Here is a 17084-nt window from a genome sequence, read left to right on the forward strand (position 1 = left end):
TTAAATCATACTCTCTAATTTAAATTCGTAAGGACACTATACACAAGTTGGGTTTTGAGGTAAAGCTTTTTCACATACATTTTTATTAGCATAATGAGTTGCTGCCTCAAGAAATAGTTCATATCTAATATAAAAATTCTTACCTGAAAAATGATAGAGCATTTACAAGCCATTTCGTGTTTGAATATAAAATTTCTTTTGGACATCTTTATAGCATAATATCCGTTTGAGTTTTTACATTCAGGGCTATTTACATCAGGAAAATTACTTTGCCAATCTTTCCACCATAGTTTAAGGGCGTATGGAGGTTTTTCTTGCAAAATCATTTTTACATCTTGATTATTTGTTATCATCATCATTCTATTGTGACGAGCCAATGAGTGAGCTTGACCTTTTAACTCACTATACAAGTGAGGTGCAAGTTTCCATTTGTTCTTAAATTCAACATCAGATTCAAATAATTTTCTAAATAGTCCATCAAACCAAAAATAACTATCGGCTTCAGTTCTATTTCTCCAATATTCATCGCATGCACTTTTCCATTTACTTATCATTAAAGAATTTTTTTCAGATATAATTAACCAAATAGCTGGTCCGTTTTTGCCACTCATTCCAGCACCATGACCGTGATACATCCATAAGCCTGCAGGCTTTACGGCTTCTTCTACCCATGTACTTAATGGTTGCATGCATAGCATAGTGGCATCAGCCCAAACGCCACCATAATTTTTTAATAAGCTTAGCCGAATAATATCAGCTTTATGTTGAGGACTTATGTTTTTACTTTTATCATATATGTAGTCTATATCATTAACATATTTATGAATGTTGTCTAATGTAACGTGTTTAATATTCCATTGCGGATTATTTATCTCCCATGATTCTGCAACTTGTTCAACTAACCAAGGCACATTCTCCCATCCTTGTAACCAAAGTAGCCATATAGTTTTATTTAACATATTTCAAAATTATGAAACTATACTTTTTAAAATTATCTCATGAAGATGCAATGCCCTAATCTATATATCCAGATTCTCGGGTAGATTGTCGAAATAGCTAGTTTTGCTGCTAAATTTCCTATGTAACTGTTTGAGAGGATTTGATGCCAGTATTTTTTAATTTAAATTGTCAAAATTGTAATTAATCCAAGGCTTTAAAAGTATTTTGAGTTGCCCAGGTACTAAACAGCAAAGTTAGTATTTGACAAACTAATACCGTTATTGCTACCGATAATACTCCCCCTCTTACAGCCAGTAATAAGGTAGAGGCAAAAACTATGGTGTAGATGATATTCCACTGCAATGTAAGTTTAATTTTTCCTACTGAATTTAGTAGTTGGTAAGTTGCCAAAGTAAATGCTAGAGGAATTGCCGATAGACAAATAATCATTAAAATTGGAATAGCTGAGTTCCATTTGGAGCCAAATACAATTGGTACATACAGTGGTGCTAAGCTAGACTGCAGTAGTACTAAAGGCACAATAATCATTGCTATGGTTTTAAAGCTACTAAAACAGCGTTCTCTAAGCTTCTTCAAGTTATCTCTAACTTCACACAAATAAGGAAATAATGCTGAAATAATAGCATTAACAACATTCTGGCTTATGCCTAATCCAGCACTAAAGGCAAAAAAGTATATACCAAGAGCTTCAATACTTAAAAAGCGTCCAACGATCAGGTAGTCTAAATTTAGTCTGATTTTATCAAGTAATTCGATGCCCAGCATACTGCTACCAAAACTGGTAATATCGCGCCACTGCTCAATTGTAAAAGCTTTTGAAGGTCGCCAAGAATGATTGCGGTATGTAATGAAAATCCATACTGGTGTAGATAAAACCATTGCCCAGACAACTGCCCATACTCCACAACCTAACAAAGCAAGACAGACGATAATAAGATTACTAATAATTGACTGAGTAGCAGTACATATAGCAATAATTTTGAGTCGATTTTCCCGTTGAACCAGGGCAGACTGCACCATGAATATAGGAAACATCAAATACATCAAACTAAGAACACAAATGGGAAAAATTAATTGGCGCTCCTCATAAAATAATGCAACTGGATAAGCTAAAAGACACTGAACTATAACTAGTGCTATGCAAAACAGCCAGTTAAGCCAATAAGCAGTTTGGCATATTGATTCTAGTTGTGGTTCCTCAGCTTGAATAATCTTAGCCCCAATTCCAGCTCTGAGACTAAAGACATCTGCAAAGCTGTGAACAGTGTAAATGATAGCTACTAGACCATAATCATGGGGGTCGAACAAGCGAGCAAGTGTAACTGTTGTACCAAGGCGAAATATACGATTTACCAATTCAGCTATTCCAAGCCAACCGATGTTGCGTGTGAACTGCCCTGTAAATCGCTGTTTTAATTTAAGAGATATCATCCTAGACTTATTAGTCAAATAAACTTTTGGCAAGATGAATCCTGGTAGTTCTAACGAATCAAGAAAGGTCGGCTAATATTTAAGACAGATTGGCGGAGAGAATAAAGCTGCTCTAGCAATTTTTGATATCCGTAAGAACCAAGCCATTGCAGCAGTCTAATCGATAAATTCAGGCGGAGATATTCAACAGAATATTGTCTTTGAGGGGCGCAGGCAATAGCTTCCTTTTGAAAGTAAAGTGCCTGCTGGCAGTCTCCATTCTTAGTTGCCAACCAACTTAAATAAAAATACAAAGAATTGTAAGCTTGTTTTTTTATGTAGAGCAAATCCTTTGGAACAGATTGAAAAGCTTTCTCAATCACCTTACAGGAAGATTTCCACATTGATAGATAAGATTTTGACAAGCTACTGGAGTTTGCTCTGTAGCGAACCAGCGGTTCTTTGATGACAGCAAAAGAATAATTTGCAGCAATTTTTAACCACATGTCCCAATCTTCCGCAGGAGTCAACTCAGAATCGAATAAACCAACTGTCTTAAAACAAGACTTACGGATTAAAGGTGTACTGCCACAGCCAATAAAGTTAAATTTGATTAGCTGCTGCCAGACATCTCCTTCTGCATTAGAGGTAACAAGACGACCAGTTGGTTTTCCGTCTCGGTCTGCTAATGCTGTCCAAGTATAAACTAAGCCTACTTCAGAGTAAGCTTCTAAACAGCAAACCTGTGTTTCTAATTTAGTTGTCTCCCAAAGATCGTCAGCATCTAGGAAAGCAAGATACTTTCCTTGTGCGTGGGTGATTCCCGTATTGCGAGCAGGTGCTACACCCTGATTGACTTGGTTGATTAATTTTAAGCGAGGATCGGCTAGGGAAGAAACATATTTCTCTGTTTCATCTAAGCTGCCATCATTGACAACAATAATTTCAAAATCTTGAAAAGTCTGTTTGAAAACACTTTCCAGGGTTGACTGCAGATATGGCATTGCATTGTAAGCAGGAATAATTATGGTAACTTTTGGCATTTTGCAAGTTCTTATTGTCAATTTTTCTGAAAAAACTCAGCATTCTAATTTAGAAAATACTCTTGGATGAAAAAATATGCAATTTATTCTGAGAAAAAAGATGGGAATTAGATTGTAAAAGTACATGATTGCAATGATTAGCTTTAAGTTATTGTCTAATTAAAGCAACTTGTCCTTTAAATCTTCGTTGTTTTTAGTAGTTTTTTGGATATTTTTCTACTGTTTCATAATTTTAAAAATATTTAGCTAGATGAGATGTATCGGCGGAGTGAGTAGAATAGCGATCGCGTTTTTTCATAATTATTGGATTTGAGCAATCGCATTAACGCGATTGCCATACTCAAACGGATATATTCTTTAGTGAAGCGTAACTGAGGATAGTACTTAAGAGCTTGCTGTCTAAAATATATGGCTTCACGATAATCTTTAAGAGCACTTTGTAACGGCTTCCAAGCTAAACAGAGATAAACAAAACCATAACTTTGTTTTCTTAGATGTTGTAACTCAGAGGAAACACCAGCCAAATTTTTTTCAATAACAAGGCAATAGCTTTGTTCCATTCCTTGCCAGTTTTTAGAGACATTGTTTGAGTGGTCGCGATAATATACTAAAGGTTCCTTAATTACCTTAAAGGGATAGCGAGCAGCTATACGCAGCCACATGTCCCAATCTTCAACATAAGAACCGAGATTTCGGTCAAAATTTCCCACGGTTTCAAAGCAGTGGCGACGTACCATAGCGACGCTACCGCATTCGACAATGTTATGCTTTGTCAATTCTTGCCAAACATCACCTTCTATATAATTAGCGAGAATTTTTCCAAGTGGCTTACCTTTAGCATTAATCAATGTCGTCCAAGTATATACTAAACTAGCTTCAGGATTTTCATCCAGAGATTTTACTTGTTTTTCAAGCTTAGTTGGCTCCCAGAGGTCATCTGCATCTAAAAATGCTACATATTCTCCTTGAGTGAGGGCAATTCCTGTGTTTCGGGCTCCAGATAAACCTTGATTTTCTTGGGAGACTAATTTAAAGCGCAGATCGGTTATCTCACTAGCCCACTGCTTAATGTTATCCGAACTTCCGTCGTTAACTACAATAACTTCAAAATCTATGAATGTTTGACTAAAAACACTATCTAATGTTTCTGGAAGAAAAGTCATTGCATTATATGCAGGAATAATAACTGATACTTTTGGCATAATTATTCTGGATAATAGGAATTAAGAATTTGAATAACAACTGTAGTAGTCAAGGAGCAGCTCGTGACTTAACTTAAAGACTTTCTATTACTTGTGATATTTTAGAAGCAATTATCTGCCAGTTAAGCTGTTCTTCTACTCTGGTTCTGGCAGCTTTTGACATTTTTTCCAAAGTGCCACAATTGCTTAGTAGATCAATAATTTTGCTAGCAAGCATATCGAGATTTTGTGGCTCTAGGACTATACCATTTACCTGATGTTTGATAATTTCTGGCATTCCATCCTGATCCGTAACTACACAGGGAATTCCATAATTCATTGCCTCGATTAAAAATTGACCTAAGGGTTCGCAGCGAGCAGGGGAAACTACTAAATCTGTCTCTAAAAATAGCTTTTCCATTTCTAAAGGCCATGATAGATGTCCTAGACTCGAAACGCCGTCTTCTTTAATCGGTAACTTGTTCCCAATGATAATCAATTTAGCTTCAGGAATAGCTTGTTTAACTTTACGAAAAGCATTGAGTAGTATGTCGCCGCCTTTTCTTTCAAAATGAGAACCGTTAAATAGAATTTGCTTACTACCAAAAGTTTTTTCTCCCTGATAAGGTTTTTGAAATTGACCCGAGGGAGTTACAACTGTTATATTTTCTGAGTTGATACCATAGTATTCAATTAAAGAAGACTTAACGCAATTACTATAAGTAAAAAGGTGTTTTGCATTTTGATAAGCTTTACGTTCGCAGTTTGTCCAAGAAACATATTCTTTGTCTAACTTAAATGGTGCCCAAGGAGACCAATTTTGCTTAGCTAAAGCCATAGTATAGTCAAGGTAATATGTATATGGAATGTCGAGTTTTTGCCAAAAAGGACTAAACATTCCATAAAGTTGAAATACTAAATCAGGACTATAGTTTAATTTTCTAATTCGCTGTTCTACATAACAGGATTGTTCAATATACGTGCGAGAATTTTTGCGTAGTGAGCTTGCTGGTTTAAGTGGAATTAAGGGAAGCCTGGACTGAATACTCTTAACAAAGTTTTTGAGTGCTTTCATATTAAACTTGCTATCAACTGGTAGATAGTCTACAGCTTGATAATAAGAACCCATAGCTTCAAATAAGAAATTATGGCGGAGAATCATTTCTCTATCACCAGTAACCAAAATTTTTTGTGTTTTCATCATTTTTCAAGGTTGAAGTAACAAATCGTTATAAAAATTGAAATTTGAATTATATATAAAAAGTGAAAGCTTAGAGATTAAAGTAATAAAAGATAAAAAAGTGTCTTTTATGATAGATAATAAGTGTTTCATTAAGATGATAAATATTTATTTAGCCTTACCAACTTATAAATTTTATCATGCTTATTTTTTATCCATAAGTTAATTTTGTTTTTGAAAATATCAAAGCTTGATTATTCAACAACAATTATTTTTATTTTTCATAAATCGTTCTGCCATATTTGAAGACTTATATTTTTATGAAGTACCTAAAATTTATTTATAAATTACAGAAACTACAAATAAGATGCATGTTTATTTATTGATGGTTTACTCCAGTCCCAAGAAATAATCGCAAAACAAGTCCACCAGTAAAAGAAAAGAGTAGTATGACTCCAAATATTCTCAGTCAACATTCCTATAATTGTTGCTATAAAAATAGCTATTAAGACCCAACAAAGATTGCGCTGTGGACTTCTATGATCTACAGACCGGAATAGCTGAAGCAGCCGTGAGAACTGAACTGATAGAAAGAGCAAAAAAATGATGAAACCTACAATTCCTGTTTCAGCTAAAGCCCTAATATAATCATTATGGGCATAGTTAGTTAGTCTTGTTAAGAAAGGGCTAGAATGCAGTCCATAACCAAAAAGGGAAGAGTTTTGCCAAGCTTTTAGTAAGAATGTCCACTGCGCAATCCTCCAGTTGAAACTGTTGTTATCAAACTGTGATAGTAAAATCGATTTTGATACGTCGATGTCTGGATTAAAGAGTAGTGTGTTAGTAATTGAGCTGAGGCGTTCTCGTCCAAAATCACTGCTAGCAAATAGTCCTATGGCAAACATTAACAGTATTGTGGCTCCAAGTAGATTAACTATGCTTAACTTGGGAGCAATCAACACCAAAAGAAATACACTAAGCATAACTAATATAAATAATGCTTTGGTCATGACGATGAAAAAGACGAGAGTGCCTAGCAAGAGAATCCAGGGCAAGCGACGATTTGATTGATCGAGCTTCCAATGGGTCAACCCAACAAACAGTAATAGAAACGTAGCAAAGCCATTTGGGTGCCCCAGGGTTCCACTCAGGCGAGAGCCTACTTCAAAAGGAAGTGAGGCAGATTCGCTTCCTCCATATATAAGCATGGGAGGAAGCAGCGAAACAGGCAAAATTATTTGCAGCAACGCTACTGCAAGAGGCAAAACAAGACCTAGAAACAAACACGTAATAACCTTCTCTGGATGAACTCGCTCTCTAAGCTGCATTACCAAAAGGTAAACCATTAACCATGAAAATAAACGTAACCACTCACGAACGCTAACTAGCAAATGGGAACTATCTAGCCCTAATCCACCCAAAGGCAGGAGGATAACCCATAAACCTTGTAGCGCTACCCAGCCAGCAAAAAACCACCAAAAGCGATCAGTCTGTACAGTCCGGTGTGTTAGCAACTGTACAGTTATATAGAGCAAAGTTAAAGCATTAACTCCAATGGCAAATGCAGCTGGAACCTGCTGAGCAGAAAAAATATCCAGAGAACTGCGTAGAATCAGCAAGCCTAGTACTGCTCGCTCGAAGTCTGCAAAAAAGTAGATAATTGCTACTATTGCACCTATAGCTGAACCCAAGTAAAGCGGTTGAGCGCCTGCGAGAAATCCTGCAACTATACCTACTACCACACCTCCGATACTAACCCAGAAGGCTAAACGTGAGGAAGGCAGCTTGAGATCACTGATCAACATTTTCTAATACTCTTCGCTCGTAATTTTGGTGTTCTAGGGGCTGGTCATCTTTGACCGGATAGCGATAGTGCTTTTCTGTCTGTGAATTTATTCCATTTACAGTAATTCCTAAAATAGGTACTTGATTATTAGTTAAGTCGGAAACTACTTGCACCAGCGTGTCTTTTTGCGTGAAGTTTGAACGTGTAACCAGGAGTAAACCGTCGCTATTGTGACTTAAAGCGATCGCATCAACAGAGCTTGTCACTGATGGAGTATCTATAATAACTAAGTCATATTGGGCAGCAGCTTCAGCTAATAAAGTCTGCATTCGGGCTGAATCTGAAAACCGTGAGGGATTAGCGTGTGGTTCACCACACCCTAACACCCAGAGATTCTTGATACTTGTCTGCTGTACTGCTTTAGCCAGGGTAACACGACCATCGATCGCATCTGTCAACCCTGATCGAACAACTAAATTAAATAGTTTTTGCTGTGTAGGACAGTGTAAATTTGTATCAATAAGTAAAGTTCGACGAGACGACATTGCTGCTACGGCAGCTAGATGCGAGGCAACAATAGACTTTCCCTCTCCAGGCTGGGGGCTACTAACAACGAAGACCTGTAGGTGTTTATCGCTGCGAAATTGTATTGTCCAGAGGAGTTTACGATAAGGCTCAACTAATCCTGAATTATTTAGAAATTCGGAGTTCTCCCCATTTAGCGAAGAGTCGGGTAGCACAGGTAACACCCCAATGATGGGTAGCTTTACCAGCTTGCCAACTTCAGTAGCATTACGTAGTGTGCCATCTAAAAAATCTAGCAGCACTACAACGCCAACTGACAGAAACATACCAGCTAGCGTAGCTACGATCAGCACAACTGGTTTATTAGGCCAGTTAGGGTTTACGGGTGGTGAAGCCGTGTCGATTATACTGATATTACTAGCTAGTTGAACCTCAGCAATCCGCGCTTCTTCTAATTTTTTTTGCAACAAATCGACAGAGGCGGCAATGTCTAGGCGCTGACGAGATAAGGCATTTAGTGCTTGCTCTTTAGCTGGAAGTTGATTAACGCGAGCCTGCAACTGTGCTTTGGCATCGCGCACTTGAGCTAGTTTAGCTTCAAGTCCTGCCTTTTCAATCTCACTCAAGATAACTTTTGTCGCCAGCTCCTGGCTAACCGGATCAGATGCTATATCGGCAGAACTGTTAATTGAATTGTTCTGAGGCGACAGCTTAGACAGGTTTTGAGTGTAGAGGGTGCGGGTAGCATCCCGCTGTTCGATTAGCTTAATTAGGGTTGGATTGTTGTCCGTAAACCGCTTACGAGCGATCGCTACTTGCGATTCCAAATCTGCCAACTTAGCACGTAATTGCTTGAGTTCTTCATCTTGACCAGCGCGTACCATTGCGTAGGCGTTTTCGCGCGTGTCAGCGTCTGTTGTCTGCCGCAGCGAGTTGTTACGCACCATTGCATCTTGCAGTTGAGTATATAAGGCTAGTTCTTGTCGATCTAAATCTGCAAGACTTGTGACTAAATTTTGTGTTTGAGCGCTATCATTACCTTCAGAATCAGAGATAGAGACAATACCTTGTGATTGTTTGTATTGTGCGATCGCTGCTTCAGCAGAGGCAAGTTGCGATCGCTTTTTAGGCAATTCAGTTTCCAAAAATTCTCGTGCTGAGCGAGCTTGAGAGCGAATTACTTCGGCATTTTCCTTTACCATTGCCCCTGCAACCGCATTAAGCACGCTAGAAGTCAATACAGGATTTTGACTTTTATAGCTTATTCGCAAAATATTAGTAGCGGGAATAGTGGTGACTTGCAAGTCTTCTTTGAGTGTTTCAGCTTTAGGAACATCATTTACTCCCTTCAGGGAGACTTGGGTTACGGCTTGCACTAAAACTCGTTCTGAGCGAGCTAATTCTGCTTGAGTTGCAATTGGATTAGATTGCCCTATTTCAGAAAGTTGAGTGAGATCGCGACCAATGTCAGAAACGCTTAACTGCTTGTCGTTTAGCATGACTCGCACTGACGTTTCATACTTAGGTGGTGTGACAACAAGGTAGACGAGCGAACCGCAAATAACAGAGATAAAAGTGACTATAGCAGGCCAGCGATGCTGCTTAAAGACTGATTTTAAGGAAGATATACTCTCTTGCATCACTAATAAAAATTGTATTTTTTATACCAAACTTAGAAAAAATGTACTGAGTTAATCGCAATAAAATCTAGCTGTATAATTAATCCATTAAAACAAGTTGATTTTAACATCGCGCCTGCTCTATAAAATCTACAACCATAGGTTTGAAATCAGTCACATTAACTAAACCTTTATCAGAGTCATTATCCTTAATGCATATGTATTTTTTTTAACATGATTTATTTCGTTAGTATGTTTCTTGGGGTTATGTTTGGACTTTAAGATAAAAGCATTAATTAATCCGTTTGAACTTTAAGTTGTGGCTCAAGTTTGTTAGACGAAGCATAAAGGCTTGCGTATAACCTCAAAGTTTCAGTGGTAATGTAATTCCAGTTATATTTTGCCTGGATATAGCTTTGTGCATTTTTGACCATTAGCTTCAAGTTCTGAGAATTATGAATTGCCCAGTTCAAACTATGAATAAAGGATTCTAAATTTCCTGACTGGAAGAGCATTCCCCGCCCCTCAGCTAAGAGTTGCTGATGGGGTGGAATATCGCTAGCTAGCACTGGGACTCCTTCTTGCATTGCTTCTAGCATTGCCAAAGGTAGCCCCTCCAGCTCAGAAGGAAGTACAAATAACCCTGCCCCGCGAACAATTTCTGCCAGACGGCTGCCATGAAGTTCGCCTGTGAACACGATATCTGTACTCTTGGCTACTATCTCAACTAACTTTGAGACGAATTGATTTGTATCGCTAACACCGCCAGCAAGAACGAGTTTCCATTCCAATGGTTTAAGAGCTTGAAAAGCTTTAATCAGTAGATCGGGGCGTTTTTCAGGGACTAGTCTGCCAAGAAATAGAATGTAGCGCTTTTGCTCTAAACCTAGCGATGTGCCATAAGAGAAATCAGGATCTGAGTCGGGAAATTTTGCCGGAGCATTGGGGATATAAGTTGTTTCTTTACCATAAGTTTGCGTAAAGTAAGAACGCAGATCTTCTGAGACAACAACTAGGCGATCGGCAAACCTTACAGCAGTTTTCTCTCCAAGCTGTAGTAGCTGGGAAGAAGCTTTACTCCACTTGGCTCGTTGCCAGTCTAATCCATGACAGGTAACAACAACTTTTGCAGAAGTGAATTTTGGTAGCCAGCTAAACAAACTCGGACCCAAGGCATGAAAGTGAACGATATCGTAGTCCATTTTGCTAGAAGCAACTCCTGCAATTGCAGAACAAAGTAAAGCATCTACTCCTTTGAACTTTACAGAAGGTATAGGAAATACCCGAATACCTTGAACATCATAATGGTGCAATGATTCAGAGTATGAGGAGCGGGCGAATAAGTCCACAGAGTGGCTTTGCTTGACTATACGAGAGTAGAGTTCTTGGCAATGATGCTCAATACCACCCTGCTTAGCTGGTAGACCTTTCGCACCAATTACAGCAATTTTCATTATTAAAGATTTATGTGAAACTTGTAAAACAGTTTTGGACATTAGAACCGAGCTTTTGCTGCTCCCAGTGGTGCCACATATCTCTGTAAACAGCACCTACTACAGCACTAGCACTGTAAGGATCGGCAGCTCGAACACAAGCCTCGATGGGATAATTTTCTGCATGTCGCAGAACTTGGCGTAGGGCATCTGCCACTGCAACCGGAGTACGTTCTTGACAAATAACTCCACAACTGGCAGGAAGTAGTTTGGAAATTTCGCCACAGTCAGTTGTCACGACTGGCTTACCACAGGCAAGTGCCTCAAGCACAACCAAAGGTAAACCTTCGTAAGCACTGCTTAAAACAAAGACATTAGCAAGCTGATGTAACTTTGTCAGTTCGTTTTGGACAACTGAACCCAACATTGTTACTCTTCTAGACAACCCAAGTTGCTCAATCTCATGGCGTACATCGGCAGCCAATTCTCCATCACCGGCAATCAGTAGATGTACATTCAAGTCAGTCAGAGCAGATATAGCTCTGACTAGGAGAAGAGGATCTTTTTGAGGATGCAAGCGACCAGCAAATAGAATAAATTGGGTATTTGCTGGTAGTTCTAACTTTTGAGTTAGGGCAACTTTTTTTTCTTGTTGTTCTTCTAAAGATAATGGACAGAATATTTGGCTATCTACTGTATTTTTGATGAAAGCAACGCGATCGGCAATGGTTGGATATCGCTGTTGATAAAGTTCTACAGATTCAGAGTTACAAGAGAGAATTTGGTTAAATTGCTTGACTAAAAAACTTTCAAGCTGGTAATACGCTTGCGGAAATCGTCTCCAAAGGATTGCATTTGCATCTTCTTGAGACTGCATTTGTTTTTGAATATCATTATGAATAAACAGAGTTTTATTTCCTGACCAATGCAATGCTGCTAAACTTGGTTCAAGACGATGAAAGTGCATAAAGTCAGAAGCAAAACAACGACCTAGAAGGGCTGCTGTATATTTCAATGTTGTGGGAAATAGGTGTCTGAAATTGTCATTTTGTAGAGTGAAAAGAGGCATAAACTGTAGCTCTCTACCAGCAAGCTCGGCTGCTTGCCACTTTCCATTAGGTTGGGTTGTATCGTTACTAGTTCCGACGAGCCGAACCTCAAATTCATCTGGCGCATACTTGATAAAATTAGTAATGACTGTCTGAATCCCACCAATAGTGGAGTGCCAAGGATTAAACTGATAAAAAATAGTTAAAACAGGTTTACGCATGAATATAAAGCGTCGATTCTGCTAATTACTTGAATAAAGAGCTTGTTATCGGTGTTAAGGTATCTATTTACAAGTATGCAAACAGCCTATTTGCGATCGCGTTTAAGAACGTGAATGACTTGATGTACAATTTGTGTCATTTGTTTGTTTTTTTGTTTGACTTTAGTAGTCCTTAAGTACCGATTAGTTTCAGAGGCGCTTTCGCTTGGGATGTGTTGCAAAAAATGGTAGAACACCTCACTCTGCGCTCTATAAAAGATTCATGGCGAGTTAATGAAACATATACGAAGGTGAGATGTTGCTGGCAACACGATCGTCTTTATGTTGAGTGCCAAAAGAGGTAAAGGAGTAGCCAAAAGTTCACTCGGCAGAGCTTGCCAAGCAACTCACACTCAGCCACTAAGAGTTATTAATGTAAATAAGAATGCTGTTTATCCTACCGCTGTTGATAAAGCAAAAAAAGAAGAAATTGTGACTAAAAGTTTTATACTTACGGCAAAGCAACCCCTTAAATAAGGTAGTAGAACAAGACCGTCACTTCATTAAAAAAGGAGTTAATTCTAGGTGATTATGCAAAATATTTTATACAGCTATATAAAACTATTGGTAGTTAGGAAACTACGCAGCTAATATTGCAAAGGATACATCTATTTTTTTACAGTACAGTCCAAATAACTTCTTCCATAAACTTTAAAAAATAACAGTATAGCTAGAGTTGCTCAAACAAGCCCCAATTTTAAGTACTTTGATTTGGTACTTTCTAACAATTTTCTACTCTCGCTTGAAGGCAACAACAAAGTTTTTTCAATCTGTTGTCGCACAGTAGAACTAACTTCACCACTACTCTTTAAGCAATGTAGTAGTAAATGTTGGATAGCATAGTATTGCTGAAGTACTTGTTTTTGTTGTTCATTAAATTGCCACTGATAACCAACATTGCGATACCAAATTATTTGGGACTTTAATTGATTAACCCAAGTTTGACCATGAGCATTCCACCATTCTTTTAGTTTGTCGTCATCTTGGTTGAATGTAGATATTTGATTTTTAAGTTCTTGTAGTAGAAGTTGCAATTTAGAGTGACAAATAAGCGCTAAATCATGGGGAAGGGCAGAATTTAGGGCAAGGATTTGTTCGCAAGAAGGATCGTCGGGTAGAGCTAAAATTAGGGAAAGTGTACGGATCGCAGCTAAATCCAAAGCTAACTCAGGAGCGAGATTACTAGCAAGTTTTGTATCAATAGCAAGTGCAAGAGATAAATCACGGGCTAAGGAAAGTTTGCTGCAAAGATCCAATGTCAGATAGAAAGCACGAATCGCTGCAGGTTTGTAAGGTGCTTCAACTGAAAGAGACTTTTGGTGAACCCAAACCAGAAACTGATGCAATTTTTCATCAGATGCCATTAGTTCCTCACTATATCGCTGCATTGATTGCATCAAAGCGTCTGTATTTTCCAGCATTTCCACTATCAGTAGAAAAACTTCGCGCCAGCGAGGCTTGCTCATGTGGATAGTCAACTTTATGAGGTTCTGATTGAGTTGTTCTGGTTCAAAGCTAGCAACAATGTTTCTTGCTGTTAAATACTCTTGAAATGTGAGATGGGAAAAAGAGTAAATTCCCTGTGCTTGCTCTACTAGTATTCCATGCTGTGCTAACAGTGACCTTAACACTGCCTCGCTCATCAGTTGTAATTCTTCAAGATCATCTGGAATATTTGGTAAGGTGCGCAGATAGTCTTTGATGTAGCGTAAGAGATTACATTGCGTAAAAAAGTAATGTCCTTGTTCAAAGGTGATGATAGCGATCTGACTCAACAGTTTGATCTTGTGCAGCAAAGGTAGGTGATAATAGAAACTGCTATCTCGTTTAACCCCCCTCACTTCATCCCAGCGAACTAACAAAACGTCTAATGCTTGTTTGTATACTTTAGAGCGTTTAGCTGAGAAGTCTAACCCAGCTTGAAACATGGAGCAGATCAAGTGAAGTAAAAGCGGTGTTTTAGCAAGTTCGCGAATTGGCTGATTTTCTGGTAGCAGAAGTTTCTGTATGAACTGAGTTGCTATAGATTCTTCTTGTCTAAAGCTGTTGTTGGTGTTGACAAACCACTTCTGAGTAAAGGCTTCAATTTGTGAAAAGCTAAAATCAGCCATTTCAACATCAGTAAATTCCTCAAACCAGTACTGCTGGGCAGCAATCCGACATGTGATTATGAAATGATTTTTGTCGTACTTCTCAGACAACTTGCGAATTTGTTTTTGAACCTCTGCTTTGTCTTCCTCTGGAACTTCATCTAACCCATCCAACAAAATTAAAGCTTTACCACTATCGAGCAAAGTTTCAACTTGTTGAGCTGAAACATCAATTTTACCTAACTCTTGGCTAATATAGTCCAATAAATTATAGTTTTGAATTTCGTTAGCATCTTCGGCAAAGTTTTGCAGCCGGATAAAGATAGGAAATCGATTTGCTAGTAATTCACCCTGATTGCATTTGATCGCAATCTGCCGCAATAGTACAGTCTTTCCAGAGCCAGGTTTACCCAAAATCATCAGCTTAGAAGAGGTTGCAACTGCCTGCATTGCTGAAATTCGTTTCTGGTACGCTTGACTGCAACTATAGCGATTCAATTTTTCAACATGAAGGCAATGTAACTGTGATGCATCTAACCATCTTTCGTTAGTTTTGTCTAATACATCAGCGCTGACATAGACATCGTTTAGCTCAATTGGTTGAGCAGTATCTAATAAACGTATAACACCACACTGAGTGTGAATCTTGTCGTAACGACGCGATCGCACTGTTTGTAACAAAGTATCAATATGCGATTGATGTTGTTCCTCTTCGACTACCGATGTATTATCACTTGGCAGAATGGCAACCTCTTGCCAATCTAGATCTAGACGAAAGCAAATTTCTAGAAAGACCCGTCGCTCAATCGGTTTACCTGTAAAAAACTTCCAAATTGGTTGACGAGTTTCAATGCCTACCTCACACGCTAAATCTTCTTGCGTCCATCCTGTGCGTTTAAAAGCTCTCTTCGCTTTTTCTATACCTGTTACAGATGCTTGTAGCGATCGCCGTGCCATATGCTATTCAAGTAGTTTATTTCAAAAAAGGTTATAAAAAACTAATGTGCCTAATATCGCTTGCAAATACTGTTTATGTTTAATCGAGCGCAATGCAACTTGACCTTTGGTAGTTGACCAATCAAGTTATTAGGTGAAATTTAGGCTGCACGATTGTTTTGCAAAGTCTTAATCTAAGTAAAAGCAGCCTAGTTAAGATTTTCGTGCTTTGTAAACAACCTATAGAATAACTATTCCTTTTGTGAGTTGAGATACACAACTTCTACTGCAGAATTTTGTAGCGATTCAACGATATACTGGTTCACTTCTCACTTAGACAAAGAACACTGCTGGAATTGCGCTACTATTGGATGTCCTCGAATTAAGTCAGATTGACGACGAGACAATTAACATTCGTCTAGCTTGTGCTGAGTTGGTACAGGTAACTTTGTGAATCCATATTCAAACATATTTTTTCTTATACAAGCTGGTAACACTTCATCCTGCCTGACACTCAATTAAATTGCAGGCACATGATCAAACGTAGACGTTTAGCAATGATTCAGATAGGCTGTGCTTGAAGAATAAACAACATTTGATCTGTTAACGTCACTTCAATAGTTGCAGGTGGCTAAAGTTTACTATTTGTTATCTAAAATTACAAAAATAATCTCAATCTTGTACTATGTGGATTATTTATTCATGATTTGCAATTAAAAACATAATTTTCCCTATTGAAAATCTGCGAGTAGTATGTTAAACGACGTTACCTGATAACTTTATCGGTTTTAACTCGATTTGGCTAGCAGAATAGATCAGAACAAAGTTTTGCAAAAATCATGTGCAAGTCGGATTAAATTTAATGAGAGTTTTAATATTATATTGGTAGTATAATGTGCGTATTTTCAGCATAAGATCAATTAAATATCCACATAATAGCTATCTAGGAGGTTTCATATCTTACTTAGCTGGCTTAAGAGTATTCATTTCTCAAGGTCGAATGACCTTGCATCGTGATAGAGTCATATCAAAATTTTGTAGCTATTGAAACAAGTCTGCTTCAAAATTCAGCGAGTACACATCAAATCATTACAGGTACTCACTTTTAGGAATTTAGTTATTTTTTAAGTCTAGATACAATAGCTCGAACAAAGCTTACTTCTGTCTTGCACTACCCACTTTAAATAAAGCATTATAGGTTAATGTATTCGATATATTAACTTAACTATCTCTTTTTTGTTGGAATAACTGTTTTATTATTGCTTCTTTGTATTGTGAATTTTGTTTTAAAGCTCAGTGGTCTTGCTGAAGAGAAACAAGAAAAATAATAAGGAGGTATGTTGCTAACAAAAATGGATTTTAAGGTGAATAAGATAGAGCTTTTATCCTGCTTTGAAAACTCTATTATTTTTCTATAAAAAAATTGATAAACAGTTTTTATGCTCGCAATAAAATTATAATTTTAACACAAAATAAAATTGCTATAGACTGAAAGTAGCTTTAAGCTTATTTTTTAGGAAAAAACGCATTTCTAATCTGCATAATCATAATTTTGTTGTATTTATTCGTGTTACAGTCTTTGTTAAGATGTTTTCAACGCAAAATACGTTAA

At 37.7% G+C, this 17084-nt stretch carries 11 protein-coding genes; 1 reads left to right on the plus strand and 10 read right to left on the minus strand.

Features of this window, described 5'->3' with window-relative positions:
• Positions 1 to 14: 14 nt before the first annotated feature.
• The 9 genes from IQ230_RS00240 to IQ230_RS00280 all read right to left on the minus strand — a co-directional run bounded on the left by IQ230_RS00240 (position 15) and on the right by IQ230_RS00280 (position 12407).
• Positions 15 to 959, minus strand: a complete 945-nt coding sequence (locus tag IQ230_RS00240; protein ID WP_193929701.1) for a capsular polysaccharide synthesis protein — start codon at positions 957 to 959, stop codon at positions 15 to 17.
• Positions 960 to 1140: 181 nt separating this feature from the next.
• Positions 1141 to 2391: a lipopolysaccharide biosynthesis protein gene (locus tag IQ230_RS00245; protein WP_193929703.1), complete on the minus strand. Its 1251-nt coding sequence runs from the start codon at positions 2389 to 2391 to the stop codon at positions 1141 to 1143.
• 50 nt (positions 2392 to 2441) lie between these two features.
• On the minus strand, positions 2442 to 3413 hold the full coding sequence (locus IQ230_RS00250; RefSeq protein ID WP_193929705.1) for a glycosyltransferase family 2 protein: 972 nt from the start codon (positions 3411 to 3413) through the stop codon (positions 2442 to 2444).
• A 242-nt stretch (positions 3414 to 3655) separates the two neighbouring features.
• Positions 3656 to 4615 (minus strand): glycosyltransferase family 2 protein, encoded by a 960-nt coding sequence (locus IQ230_RS00255; RefSeq protein WP_193929707.1) that lies wholly within the window; start codon positions 4613 to 4615, stop codon positions 3656 to 3658.
• Positions 4616 to 4688: 73 nt separating this feature from the next.
• Positions 4689 to 5798 carry a glycosyltransferase family 4 protein gene (locus IQ230_RS00260; RefSeq protein WP_228054451.1) on the minus strand — a complete coding sequence of 370 codons (1110 nt, stop codon included), beginning with the start codon at positions 5796 to 5798 and terminating at the stop codon, positions 4689 to 4691.
• A gap of 332 nt (positions 5799 to 6130) precedes the next feature.
• Complete coding sequence (locus IQ230_RS00265; RefSeq protein ID WP_193929709.1) at positions 6131 to 7579, minus strand: O-antigen ligase family protein; 1449 nt, start codon at positions 7577 to 7579, stop codon at positions 6131 to 6133.
• The gene (locus IQ230_RS00270) at positions 7566 to 9725 is read right to left on the minus strand and encodes a GumC family protein (protein WP_193929711.1); all 2160 of its coding nucleotides are present in this window, start codon (positions 9723 to 9725) and stop codon (positions 7566 to 7568) included. Before IQ230_RS00270 ends, IQ230_RS00265 begins: the two co-directional genes overlap by 14 nt.
• 275 nt (positions 9726 to 10000) lie before the next feature.
• Positions 10001 to 11158 carry a glycosyltransferase family 4 protein gene (locus IQ230_RS00275; RefSeq protein WP_193929713.1) on the minus strand — a complete coding sequence of 386 codons (1158 nt, stop codon included), beginning with the start codon at positions 11156 to 11158 and terminating at the stop codon, positions 10001 to 10003.
• Positions 11159 to 11168: 10 nt separating this feature from the next.
• Positions 11169 to 12407: a glycosyltransferase gene (locus IQ230_RS00280; protein WP_193929715.1), complete on the minus strand. Its 1239-nt coding sequence runs from the start codon at positions 12405 to 12407 to the stop codon at positions 11169 to 11171.
• Between the two features lie 321 nt (positions 12408 to 12728).
• Between IQ230_RS00280 and IQ230_RS00285 the strand changes: the two genes are divergently transcribed.
• The gene (locus IQ230_RS00285) at positions 12729 to 12923 is read left to right on the plus strand and encodes a hypothetical protein (RefSeq protein ID WP_193929717.1); all 195 of its coding nucleotides are present in this window, start codon (positions 12729 to 12731) and stop codon (positions 12921 to 12923) included.
• 203 nt (positions 12924 to 13126) lie between these two features.
• On the opposite strand, the gene IQ230_RS00290 is transcribed toward IQ230_RS00285, so the two are convergent.
• Complete coding sequence (locus IQ230_RS00290) at positions 13127 to 15493, minus strand: NACHT domain-containing protein (protein ID WP_193929719.1); 2367 nt, start codon at positions 15491 to 15493, stop codon at positions 13127 to 13129.
• Between the last annotated feature and the right edge of the window lie 1591 nt (positions 15494 to 17084).

The organism is Gloeocapsopsis crepidinum LEGE 06123, assembly GCF_015207655.1.
Taxonomy (GTDB): domain Bacteria; phylum Cyanobacteriota; class Cyanobacteriia; order Cyanobacteriales; family Chroococcidiopsidaceae; genus Gloeocapsopsis; species Gloeocapsopsis crepidinum.

Bases quoted from the DNA above. Each gene is read 5' to 3' on its own strand.
- IQ230_RS00240 (WP_193929701.1), bottom strand. From the start codon at position 959: ATGTTAAATAAAACTATATGGCTACTTTGGTTACAAGGATGGGAGAAT.
- IQ230_RS00245 (WP_193929703.1), bottom strand. From the start codon at position 2,391: ATGATATCTCTTAAATTAAAACAGCGATTTACAGGGCAGTTCACACGC.
- IQ230_RS00250 (WP_193929705.1), bottom strand. From the start codon at position 3,413: ATGCCAAAAGTTACCATAATTATTCCTGCTTACAATGCAATGCCATAT.
- IQ230_RS00255 (WP_193929707.1), bottom strand. From the start codon at position 4,615: ATGCCAAAAGTATCAGTTATTATTCCTGCATATAATGCAATGACTTTT.
- IQ230_RS00260 (WP_228054451.1), bottom strand. From the start codon at position 5,798: ATGATGAAAACACAAAAAATTTTGGTTACTGGTGATAGAGAAATGATT.
- IQ230_RS00265 (WP_193929709.1), bottom strand. From the start codon at position 7,579: ATGTTGATCAGTGATCTCAAGCTGCCTTCCTCACGTTTAGCCTTCTGG.
- IQ230_RS00270 (WP_193929711.1), bottom strand. From the start codon at position 9,725: ATGCAAGAGAGTATATCTTCCTTAAAATCAGTCTTTAAGCAGCATCGC.
- IQ230_RS00275 (WP_193929713.1), bottom strand. From the start codon at position 11,158: ATGAAAATTGCTGTAATTGGTGCGAAAGGTCTACCAGCTAAGCAGGGT.
- IQ230_RS00280 (WP_193929715.1), bottom strand. From the start codon at position 12,407: ATGCGTAAACCTGTTTTAACTATTTTTTATCAGTTTAATCCTTGGCAC.
- IQ230_RS00285 (WP_193929717.1), top strand. From the start codon at position 12,729: ATGTTGAGTGCCAAAAGAGGTAAAGGAGTAGCCAAAAGTTCACTCGGC.
- IQ230_RS00290 (WP_193929719.1), bottom strand. From the start codon at position 15,493: ATGGCACGGCGATCGCTACAAGCATCTGTAACAGGTATAGAAAAAGCG.